Source organism: Mycolicibacterium houstonense (genome assembly GCF_900078665.2).
GTDB classification, from domain to species: Bacteria; Actinomycetota; Actinomycetes; order Mycobacteriales; family Mycobacteriaceae; genus Mycobacterium; species Mycobacterium houstonense.
The window spans coordinates 5,009,115-5,020,302 of record NZ_LT546207.1 but is presented as its reverse complement, the minus strand read 5'-3'; the positions used below and the strand labels follow the sequence as shown (position 1 = coordinate 5,020,302).

The window sequence follows — 11,188 nt, the reverse complement described above, 5'->3', positions numbered from 1 at the left end:
AACGAAAAAAAAGACACGCCCGGCGACACAACCGCCACCGCATCGGCGACCGCAACCGCCTCGGTCGAGGCCGGCGACGCCACCGCAACCACCGGCGCGGGCACCGCCCGCGTCGTCATCGACGGCAAGGAACACAAGGTCGACGGCACCGTCGTGTGCGCCACGGTCGCAGGCAATGTCAGTCTCACCGTCGGCCAGGGCCTCACCGGCGTCAGCGCCACCCTCAGCGAGGGAGACAATCCGTCGGTGACCGCCCTGGCGCTGGGCAACATCGACGGCGTCAGCCTGGGCTACACGCCCGGCGTCCCCGGCGGCAGCGCCGAGGCCACCAAGGACGGCAACAAATACACGATCAAGGGCGACGCCACCGGGGTGGACGGGATGAACCCGGTGACCAAGCCGTTCGAGCTCGAAGTGTCCTGCCCCTAGCAGATCCCGAAGAGTGTGGGCCCGGATGGACACCCGGGCCCACACTCGCCTTCCCGGGTAACCCCGGTCGTTTTACCCGCGCGGCGCCGGGACTTCCGGCAAGATGCCGTGTGGGCTGGGACGACGACGCGGAGCCGCATCGGTTCGGTACGCCGGCGGGTTACGAGGAAGGCGTCGCGCATGCGGTCGAAAGCGGGTGCGTTGGGAATGGCCGTAGCCGTACCGATCGTCGCGGCGGTGGCCTGGGCCGGCGCCGGCCCGCTGCCCCTACCGATCGTCCCAGCGCCGACCCAGCTGCTCGCTCAGTCCCTGTACCTGCGCGGCACGAAGATCGGTAACTACACCGACGACGACGGACCCTTCGTCAACTTTTCGAACAAGGTGATCAACCAGGCCACCGGAAGTCCAGGACAACTCGGCGTCGACGACGGCGACGACTGGATGAGCGGCGATCAGGTCGAGTACAACGGCGGCTTCTGGCCCATTTCCAAAGGCGGACTTGACGATCTCACCTATGGGGAGTCCGTGGAGCAGGGGCTCGACCGGCTCGGCCAACGGATCGCCGCCGAAAACCCCGACGAGACCATCGTGGTTGTGGGGTACTCCCAGAGCGCAGTCATCCTCAGCAAGTACAAGGCCGAGACCACCCGGGGCAACATCGTCTATGTCCTGGTCTCCAACCCGGCACGGCCGAACGGTGGCATCCTGTCCCGTTTCCGCGGTTTCGCGATTCCCGTCCTCGACATTCCACTGTCCGGTCCAGCGCCCACCACCAGCCCGGGCTGGGAAGCCGGCGAAGACCCGACCACCTTCGACGTCGCGCAGCAATACGACGGGTGGGCCGATTTCCCGCTGTATCCCCTGAACGTGTTGGCCACAGCCAACGCGGTGCTGGGAATCGTCTATCTGCACGGCAATTACGAGTCGATCGTGGACCCGGATACAGCGCTCGCCCCCGGTGCTGCCGCCACCGACCGCCGCACCCATGGCGACACGGTCTATTACACCGTCGGCACCGACCTACTCCCGCTGCTGCGTCCGCTCGAGCAGATCGGAGTGCCGAAGCCTGTGCTGGTGGCGCTGGACGCCCCGCTGCGGGTGCTGGTCGAGCAGGGTTACGACCGAACCCTCAGTCCCGGCGAATCGGCATCGGCCCGCGTGTTCCGGATCGCCAACCCCGTCACCGATCTCACCAACTTTGTCCATGCGATTCCGGTCGGTATCGACAACGGTCTGGAAGCGGCCGGATACGACCGCGTGCTGGGGACCGCACGAGCCGGGATGTACGGCGTCGGCGGCCCGCAACCCACACCGCCGTCAGCCGATACCGGCGAGAACCTCGCCCGAAGCGAAGCGCCGCAAGCCAAGACACCTGAGCGCCGGAATACCACCCGGTCGCCCATCCGAGGCCCCGTCAAGGTCAACCGTTCGTTCGCCAAGTCGCTGCCCAAGCCCGGCGCCCCCGCGACATCGACGCCCCAGCCCCGCACCGGTCTGCTCAAGCGCCTGGTGGCCGCTGCCCACCGAGACACCGGTGCCGACACGACAGCCGGGGAGCCCAAACCTAAGGCCCCCTCTGCCGGCAAGCACCGCAAGCGCGTCGAGAACTGACGCCTCCGGCGTGCCGGCCATCGGACGACCCGATGGCATGCTGGGGGCATGCATCGACGGCACACTACGGCCATCGTCTGGTTCCTGCTGCTCGGCCTGGTTCTCCCGATCGTGGGATGCTCCTCGTCCCCGGACCCGGCTGATCGATTCGCCGCCTTCGCCGACGCCTTGCAGCGCAAGGACGCTCACGCCGCGGCCGCACAGACCACCGACCCGGGGGCGGCCGAGGCGGCCATCGCCTCGATGTTCGACGGGATGGGTGAGGCCGCCGCGGTCAAGGTCAGCGCCGAACCCGAGGACGGCGACGACGCCGGTGCCACCCTGAAGTATCAGTGGTCCTGGGCTGAGGGCCGCGAATTCGGCTATGACACCGCCGGCTCGGCGGCCAAGACCGGCGACGACTGGCTGATCACCTGGGCGCCGACCTTGCTGCACCGAGACCTGCAGGACGGCTTGAAGTTTCAGTACAGCACCGACAGCGACCTGCAGACCCCGGTGCTCGACCGGACCGGCCAGCCGCTGATGACCTGGCAGACCGTCGGGGTGATCACCCTGGAGCGCGCCCACCTCGATTCCGCGGCTCCGCTGGCGGCACTGCTGAATCCGTTCGATGCCACCACCACCGCGGAGTCGATCAACGCGCAGTTCACCTTGAATACCGATGATCGCGTGACGGTGATGAAGCTGCGGGAGGACGACCTCACGGGTGTGCGCGACCAATTGGCCCAGCTGCCGGGTGTCACCGTGGCCGAGCAGGGCGAACTGCTGACCGCCGACCGGGGCCTGTCCTCGCCGGCCATCGGCGGGCTGTCCCAGCTGTGGCACGACCGGATCACCAAAGCGGCCGGCTGGTCGGTCTACCTGGTCGACGGGGACGGCGCTGCCGCCCAGCGGCTTTCGGCACAACCGCCGGCGCCGACCGACCCGCTGCGCACCACACTGGACCTGCGGATGCAGTTGGCGGCTCAGCAGGCCGTCGCCCAGGAGCCCAGGCCCGCCGTGGTGGTCGCGATCTCCGGCTCGACGGGCGGCATCCTGGCCGCCGCGCAGAACGCTGCCGCGGATCCACAAGGCGCCATTGCGTTTTCGGACCTCTACCCCCCCGGCTCGACGTTAAAGACCACCCCCACCGCCGCTGCGCTGGAGGCGGGGCTGGCCACCCCGGACACGCCGGTGGCCTGCCCGGGACGGCTGACCATCGAGAACCGCACCATCCCGAACGACAACGACTTCGACCTGGGCACAGTGCCGTTGACGTCCGCGTTCTCCCATTCCTGCAACACCAGCATGGCCGCGCTGTCCGACAAGCTGCCCGCCGATGCGCTGACGAACACCGCCCGCGCGTTCGGTATCGGGGTGGACTTCACCATCCCGGGGCTCACCACGGTGACCGGTCGGGTTCCCGCCGCGAACACCGCCGCGCTGCGCGTCGAGAATGGCATCGGCCAGGGCACAGTGACGGTGAGCCCGTTCGGCCTCGCCGTCGCCGAGGCCAGCCTGGCACACGGGTCGACGATCCTGCCCAGCCTGGTCGACGGCGAGAAGGCGACTGCCGACACCGCATCGGAGACGTTGTCGGCCAACATCACCGGCGCGCTGCGCGACATGATGCGCAAGACCGTGACCGAGGGCACCGCCACCCAGCTGAGCGACATTCCCGATCTGGGCGGCAAGACCGGCACCGCCGAGTTCGGCGACGGGGCCCCTTCTGACGCCACTGCCCATAGCTGGTTCGCCGGCATCGCCGGGGACATCGCGTTCGCCACCCTGGTGGTGGGCGGCGATTCGTCGGCACCCGCGGTGAAGATCTCGGGCGATTTCCTGCGGGCCGCGCGCTAACCGGAGCCGGATTCGGCGGCCAGGTGAACCAGGCCCGAGGCCACCGCGAAGCGCGGGCCGTGCACGCCGTCGATGTTCGCCCGGCCCACCACAACTCCCACCCCCCGCAGGGATTCGCCGACCGTCCGCAGCAGTTCGTCGTCGAGTGCGCCACCGCCGGCCAGCACCAGCGCTACCGGCGGTTTCTCGAAGGCGGCCAGGCACCGGGCGATGTTGGCGGCCACCGTCTCCTGCTTGATGGCCAGCCGCAGGCTGCGCCATTCCTCGGCGGCGAGCCTGGTGGAGAACGGCACCAATCCCGCGCTGCCGCGGGTGCACNTCTCGCCGTCGGTGGCCGACAGCGCGCGCAACCGGATCCGCGCCACGCTGCCGGGTGGCTCGCGGCGCAGGATGGTGTGGGCCTGCGCCGGTGAATAGCGGACCACCCGGCCGTCGATCCGGAACTCGACGTAATCGTCGTCCACCGCAGGCGGTTCGGGCGCCTCGGTGCGCGCCGTCACCGCGATGGCCGGAGAATCCGCCAGCTCCCTGGTGAACTCGGCCACGTCGTGAATCCGTTCATGGCCGAGTTCGAGTGCCGCGCACAACGCGATCGGATCGGCCAGGGCCCGGTAGGCGCGGCCTTCGGCGACCACCTCGACCGCGATGAGGACGCCGGGCGCGAGCCCGTCCAGGTTCACCTCGTCCACCACCGGAACATCGAGCTGAATCCGGTTGCGGATCAACACTGCATCGTCCTGGGCGGCCAGTACCCCGGCGACGGTCCAACCCCGTTCGACAGCGGCGTTGACGGCCGCCGCGGCGATCTCGAAATCCGTATCGCCATCGACCNCGCCCCGGCGTCGACCTCGATGCGGTGCAGCAGGGCTGCCGCGCCTTCGAGTGACTCCCGCGAGCCCTTGCGGCCCCGGGTTGGGGCCTGACCGTGGGCGATCGGGAGTACGGCACCGTCGTCCAAACGCGCCAGCACGATCTCCGTGGTGTGGTTGCCCACGTCGATCCCGGCGACCACCCGCACCGAGGTCACCGCAACAGGCCCCGCCGGGCATAGACCGCGGCGGCTTGACGCACCAGCTCCGCGCATCGCGTGGCGCCGCGGGTTTCCAGCGAGGACTGCAGCGCGTCGAGTTCGGCCGCGGTCGACCGGTGCGGGCGCAACGCCTCGTACAGGCCCATCACCTCTTCATCGTCGATGGTGGCCAATTCGGCTGCGCGCAGGAAGTTCTCGGCCAACTGGGGGTTGCCGTTCTCCTCGGCCACCACGGCCTGATGGGCCAGCGTCGCCGGGTCCATCCGCAGATCCGACAGGTCCAGTTTGCCGTCGACGGCGGCCTCGACGGTGAATCGGTGGGTCATGCTCGTCTCACCTCCACCGTGACCGGCGCCTGGCCCGGTTCGCTGGCCTCGCGTTCCAGGGCCACCAACGCGACCGCGCGGGCGTGGTAGCGCGCCGAGATCGACTCGTCAGTGCCGCCGGTCAGGATCGGTACCGGCGCCATGCCCTTGGCGTGCCTGGCGGCGTTGCGCCCGAGTTCGCGATAATTCCGTGCGGTCAGCAGCGGGGCGACGCTGAACAGTTCGAGGTTGGCCAGTGGTGCCAGATCGCGCCGGTGGATCAGCGCGGTGCCCTTGCCCTGCAAACCGATTCCGATGCCCGAGCCGGACAGCTTGGCCGCGGTCAGCCCGATGAGGCCGACGTCGATGGTCGAGCGGACCCGCACGAACCGCGGCACACAGCCCTCTTCCTCCAGGCCCGCGGACAGCTGGCGGATCACCTCGCCGATCGGCAGACCACACAGGCTCAGCCACACGCTGCGGCCCAGGGCCGGTGACAGCCCGATGACCACCTCTCGGGGGTCGCTGCCCTGGCGGGCCGGTTCGACCTCGGTCACCGTGAGATGGCCGGCGTGCTCGGCCTGGTCGGCGGTGAGCTCCGCGGCGTTGCGCTGCTGGCGGATGTTGTCGATCTCGGCCCGGCGCTGCTCGGTCAGCGTGTAGCCGGTGCCCGGGCCCGAATAGTCGTTCGGATCGGTGATTTTCGACAGCACGCGGAATTGCTCGTCGAAGATCGCGGAGGTCTGCAGCTGGTCACCGCGCAGGCGTTCGGCCGTCAGCCGCATGATGGCCTCGGCCTCGTCGCCATACCCGGTGCGGTGCAGTGCGGCCACCACGTCGAAGACGGTGAGCTGCTTGGCCTCGATCGCATTGGCCGCCTCCGCGACGGCCTTCGGGTCCCCGGGCGGCAGATCGCGTGAGCCGTTGGCGACCACCACCTCCTCGATGTGGGTGTCGTCGAAATCGGCCAGCCCCAGGTCGCGGTATACCGCCTGCACCGCCGTGGCCGCCCTTCGGCGGACCGCTGCCAGATGCTCCGGGGACACCGTGCGCAGCCCGCCGTCGGCACCCCAGTCCCGTTGCAGGACAAGGAAGTCATCCATGTCGTCGGCGTTGAAGTTGGACAGCGCGAACGCGTTGTCGTAGCGCGGGATCGAGCCGAACCCCGAGAAGATGAAATCTGCTCCGGCCAGCAGCACCGGCAGGGTGTGGGCGCTGCGGCGGATGTCGGACTCGGAGATCAGATTGTCGTTGCCGGCGCAGGATTCCAGATCCCGCATCATCACCATCAGGTTCTCGGCGAGCAGTTCCTTCATGCCCTCGGGCACCGAGGCCACCACGCCGACGCCGTCGATGCCGCCGTTCTGCACGCCCTGCGAACCCAGTGACCGGGCCAGCGACACACAACGCGATTCCAGGTACAGGATCGAACACTTCTCGGCCGCACCCATCAGCACCTCGGCACCGCCACCGCTGGTGACCCGCATCTTCAGCCCGCGGGAGGCATAGGCAGAGGTCAGGATCGCCTTGGAGAACGGGGTGTCGTCGCCGTCGACGAACACCTGCTCGGTGCCATAGATCGAAATGGTCTCGGCATAGCTGGTCAGCCCGCGCAGACCCAGCCGCAGTTCGAGTGCCTCCTCGATCGAGCACTGCGCCATCGCGCCCGGCACCCCGACCTGCGAACCGATCAACAGCGCAACGGCATTCGACGAGGCGTCGCCGAGCACCGGCACCGTCGTCTCCACCTCCCGGAACCCATAGGCCACCGCGCTGGCCGCATCGGCCGCGATCAGCATCGGATCGTCGAGCTGATTGGTGACATGGGCCTGATTGCTCGGGGTGCGGCGGGCCCGCATCTTGGCCATCGCCATCTGTATCTCGACCGGCGTCAGCAGTGCGATGACCTTGGCCAGCTTGGCCGGGGTGGTGCCGCCGATCAACCGGACCACCTCGGCGCGTGGCACGTTGAGATCGACGGTCTTGCGGGCCAATTCGACATCGCTGAGCGCCATCGCCTCGGCCGCGACGTCGAGATCCAGGCCGTAGCGGGCGATGAACTCGTCGATCACGTCGAAATCGGCGGCGGCCTTTCCATCCATCTCGACCACCCGTCCGTCACTGATGACGAGGGACGGCTCGGGGTCGTTCGGACTACTCATCGCGGCCAGGCCGAGGTCGGGGTTCGCCACGCTGAAGCCGTCGAGGTTCACCGGTTTCGCGTCGAGAATCCGCATCCGGCCGAGGTACGCACCGCCGCCATCCGTCACGGCGACCATTTTGCGCGACCAACCCTATTTGGTCCACCCGTTACGCATTTGGGGTCAAACACCCGAGGCCACTTCCAGGGCCTTGAGCGAATCCTCCAACTGACTGAGCATCCGCTGCAGATGCGGCACGCTCCGGCGGCAGCCGACCAGACCGAAATCGAGGTTGTCCGCATTGTTGGCCAGGGTGATGTTCATGGCCTGCCCGTCCAGCGCGATGGACAGCGGATAGTTGCCGTCCAGCCGAGCACCCTTCCAGTACAACGGTTGTCGTGGCCCCGGCACATTGGAGATGACCAGGTTGAACGGCGGCGAGGTGGCCCCGACGAAGCCGGGCAGCGCGGTCAGCCCGAGCGGCGCGATCATCATCGCCGACAGTGCCAGGGCCTGAATCCGCGGCAGCTCGGAGAACACCTTCTTGTTGCCCCGCATCGACTCGCCCACGACGGTGAGCCGGTCGGCCGGGTCCTCCAGGTCGGTACCCAGATTGCACAGCACCGAGCCGACCAGATTGCCGCCGGCGTCGGCCTCGTGTTCGGAGCGCAGACTCACCGGGACCATCGCGATGAGCGATCGTTCCGGCAGCGCATCCTGATCCAGCAGGTACCCGCGCAACGCCCCGCCACAGACCGCGAGCACCACGTCGTTGACCGTGAACCCGGTGGCCCGCGCGATCCGCTGGAACCGTTCCAGCGGCCAGGACTGCGCCGCCACCCGGCGGGCGCCGCCGATCTTGACGTTGAACATCGTTTTGGGAGCTGAGAACGGCAACGTGAGCTGCTGCTCCAGCAGCGCCGCGCGGGCCAGCTTGACCGTCGACGGGGCCAGGCCGGCGACCGAGCCGACGGTATCGGCAACCGTCCGGGCCAGCGACGAACTCTGGCGCGGCCGGTGGCGGCGCGGCAGTGTCCACGGCACCCGTACCGCGGTGTCGTCGGGATCTTCCGACAGCGTGCGCATCAACAGCTTGAGCGCCGACACCCCGTCGATCAGGGAATGGTGCATCTTGGTGTACACCGCGAACCGGCCATCGGCGAGCCCCTCGATCAAGTGGGCCTCCCACAGCGGGCGGTGCCGGTCGAGCAGGCTGCCGTGCAGCCGCGAGGTCAACTCCAGCAGATCGCGCACCCGGCCGGGAGAGGGCAGTGCCGACCGCCGCAGGTGATAGTCGAGGTCCACCTCGTCGTCGTAGGACCAGCCGACGTTCGCGATCGCGCCGAGGATGGTGGACGGGCGTTTGCGGAACACCGGCTGAAAGTCGGTGTGGGAAACCATGTCCTCGTGCAACTCCCGCACGAAATCGCCGCCGGCCCCGGCCGGCGGTTCGTAGAGCGCGAGGCCGCCGACATGGAATGGATGCTCCCGCGTCTCGGCGATCAGGAACATCGAATCGGTGGGCGACATCAGCTCCATGGACCCATTCAACGCGGGTGCGCGGCGCGGCGACCACGCATCGGCGAACTCCGCAAAACAAGTAGCCGACTACTCATGCGCCGGGAGTCGTCCGGACCGAAGATCTATCCATGCTGAGCCCGACGGCAGCCCGCACCGCGCTGGCGGTGATCCGGATCGCCAACGGCGCGACCGCGCTTGTGGCACCCGGAAAACTGCTCACCCGACTGGGAGTCGATCCTGTGCGCGACCGCTCGGGCAGTTATCCGTTCCGGATGTTCGGGATCCGGACCGTGCTCATCGGCCTCGACCTGCTGACGCTGCGCGGCCAGGAACTACGTCGGGCCGAGAAGCTCGCCGTGCTGATCCACGCCACCGACACCGTGTCGGCCGCCGTGACCACCGCGCGCGGCGATCTGCCGCGCCGCCACGGCATCGTGGCCACCGTCATCTCCGCACTCAACACCGCTCTCGCCATCGTCGCGTGGAAAGGATCCCGTCATGCCCTCACTTCTGACCAGGCTGTTCCTCAAGACCAGTGAACTGATCGACCGACGGATCGGCTGGGACAACCTGCCGCCCATCATCGGGATCTCGGTGCTGGTCGGGATCCGCGACGCCTTGCGCGAACACAACCTGTACGACGGCTACCAGGGCCGGCCACCGGCGGCACCGGCCATGACGCCCACCGATTATCTGACCGTCCGGACCGCCGACGGCTCCTACAACGACCTCGACGCGCCGTCGATGGGGATGGCGAACACCCGATTCGGGCGCAACGTCCCGCTGCACGAGGGCCGTGCCGAGACGCCGCCGCGGCTGATGGATCCCAACCCCAGGCTGATCAGCACCCGACTGCTGCAGCGCGACACATTCCAGCCGGCCCCCTCCCTGAACGTGCTCGCCGCGGCGTGGTTGCAGTTCGAAACCCGAGACTGGTTCAGCCACGGCAGCGACACCAACCGGATGATCGAGATTCCCCGGCCACCGGACGACGACTGGCCCGAGGACACCATCAAGGTCCCGGCCACCTCGGCCGATCCCACGGCGGAACCCGGCGCGACCAGCTTCCTGAACACCGAGACCCACTGGTGGGACGCCTCGCAGATCTACGGCAGCAACGCGCAGTTCCAGCAGGCCATCCGCACCCATCGCGACGGCCGGGCCTGCATCGACGGCAAGGTGTGCGTCGACGCCGACGGGTTCATCGACATCGACCCCGCACTGCTCGGCGCCTCGGGCGGCGCGGACGGCTGGTGGCTGGGCATGGAGCTGATGGGCACGATCTTCATGCGCGAGCACAACGCGATCTGCGATCGGCTCAAGACCGCCTACCCGCACTGGTCCAACGATCAGCTGTTCAACAAGGCGCGGCTGATCAACGCCGCCCTGATCGCCAAGATCCACACCATCGAGTGGACCCCGGCGATCCTGGGCCACCCGACGCTGCAGATCGGCATGCGGGCCAACTGGTTCGGCCTGGCCGGCGAGCGGGTCAAGGAACTGTTCGGGCGGCTGGGGTCCAGCGATGTGGTCAGCGGCATCCCCGGCTCGCAGTCCGACCACCACACCGCGCCGTATGCGATCACCGAGGACTTCGTCACCGTGTACCGGATGCACCCGCTGGTTCCCGACGACTACGAATTCCTCAGTCTCACAGCCGATGCCGAGCCGCACCCGCTCACCTTCGGCGACCTGCACGGCGGCGCGAACTCCCGCGGCGTGCTCAAGAGCGTCGGCGCCGCCGAATGCCTGTACTCCCTCGGCGTCGCCCACCCCGGTGCCGTCACCCTGCACAACAGCCCGAATTTCATGCGGCACTTCCAGCGCACCGACGAGAACATGCTCGATCTGATCGCCACCGACATCCTGCGCTCCCGCGAGCGAGGTGTGCCGCGCTACAACGACTTCCGCCGAGCCCTGCGGTTGAAGCCGGCGACGAGTTTCGACGAGATCAGCAACGGCGACCGCGACACGGCCATCGCGATGGCCGAGATCTACGGCGGCGACATCGAGAAGGTCGACGCGATGGTCGGCATGTTCGGCGAGAAGCGGCCCGACGGATTCGGGTTCAGCGACACGGCATTCCGGATCTTCGTGCTGATGGCGACCCGGCGGCTCAAGAGCGACCGCTTCTACACCGTCGACTTCACGCCGCGCGTCTACACCCCCGAAGGCATGGACTGGATCGCCCGCAACGACATGACCTCGGTGCTGCTGCGGCACTATCCCGAGCTGGAGCCGGCACTGCGCGGGCAATGCAACGCGTTCGCGCCGTGGCCGCGGATCTAGGCGGGCTCTGTCATGGATTTCGG

The 11,188-nt window shown here is 68.3% G+C and carries 8 protein-coding genes and 1 pseudogene; 5 read left to right on the top strand and 4 right to left on the bottom strand.

Features of this window, described 5'->3' with window-relative positions:
• The 3 genes from BN4332_RS25235 to BN4332_RS25225 form a co-directional block, all read left to right on the top strand.
• On the top strand, positions 1-429 hold a 429-nt coding region (locus BN4332_RS25235; protein WP_066902191.1), incomplete at its 5' end, for a lipoprotein LpqH.
• Between the two features lie 180 nt (positions 430-609).
• Complete coding sequence (locus BN4332_RS25230; RefSeq protein ID WP_084459403.1) at positions 610-2,040, top strand: PE-PPE domain-containing protein; 1,431 nt, start codon at positions 610-612, stop codon at positions 2,038-2,040.
• A 48-nt stretch (positions 2,041-2,088) separates the two neighbouring features.
• A complete protein-coding gene (locus tag BN4332_RS25225; RefSeq protein ID WP_066902189.1) occupies positions 2,089-3,879 on the top strand; it encodes a penicillin-binding transpeptidase domain-containing protein in 1,791 nt (596 codons plus the stop codon).
• Here BN4332_RS25225 and BN4332_RS25220 read toward each other — a convergent pair.
• The 4 genes and pseudogenes from BN4332_RS25220 to BN4332_RS25205 all read right to left on the bottom strand — a co-directional run bounded on the left by BN4332_RS25220 (position 3,876) and on the right by BN4332_RS25205 (position 8,894).
• Positions 3,876-4,963, bottom strand: a pseudogene (locus tag BN4332_RS25220) (diol dehydratase reactivase ATPase-like domain-containing protein). The gene BN4332_RS25225 and the pseudogene BN4332_RS25220 sit on opposite strands and share 4 nt — an antisense overlap.
• Entirely contained in the window at positions 4,903-5,235 is a 333-nt protein-coding gene (locus BN4332_RS25215; protein WP_066902188.1) for a diol dehydratase small subunit, read from the bottom strand. Before BN4332_RS25215 ends, BN4332_RS25220 begins: the two are co-directional and overlap by 61 nt.
• Positions 5,232-7,451 carry a propanediol/glycerol family dehydratase large subunit gene (locus BN4332_RS25210; RefSeq protein WP_066902200.1) on the bottom strand — a complete coding sequence of 740 codons (2,220 nt, stop codon included), beginning with the start codon at positions 7,449-7,451 and terminating at the stop codon, positions 5,232-5,234. The genes BN4332_RS25215 and BN4332_RS25210 overlap by 4 nt, the downstream gene beginning before the upstream one ends.
• A gap of 87 nt (positions 7,452-7,538) precedes the next feature.
• Positions 7,539-8,894, bottom strand: a complete 1,356-nt coding sequence (locus BN4332_RS25205; protein ID WP_066902187.1) for a WS/DGAT/MGAT family O-acyltransferase — start codon at positions 8,892-8,894, stop codon at positions 7,539-7,541.
• 110 nt (positions 8,895-9,004) lie between these two features.
• Here BN4332_RS25205 and BN4332_RS25200 point away from each other — a divergent pair, with 110 nt between their 5' ends.
• Positions 9,005-9,415: a hypothetical protein gene (locus tag BN4332_RS25200; RefSeq protein ID WP_066902186.1), complete on the top strand. Its 411-nt coding sequence runs from the start codon at positions 9,005-9,007 to the stop codon at positions 9,413-9,415.
• The gene (locus BN4332_RS25195) at positions 9,375-11,165 is read left to right on the top strand and encodes a peroxidase family protein (RefSeq protein WP_066902185.1); all 1,791 of its coding nucleotides are present in this window, start codon (positions 9,375-9,377) and stop codon (positions 11,163-11,165) included. The genes BN4332_RS25200 and BN4332_RS25195 overlap by 41 nt, the downstream gene beginning before the upstream one ends.
• The last annotated feature ends 23 nt before the right edge of the window (positions 11,166-11,188 follow it).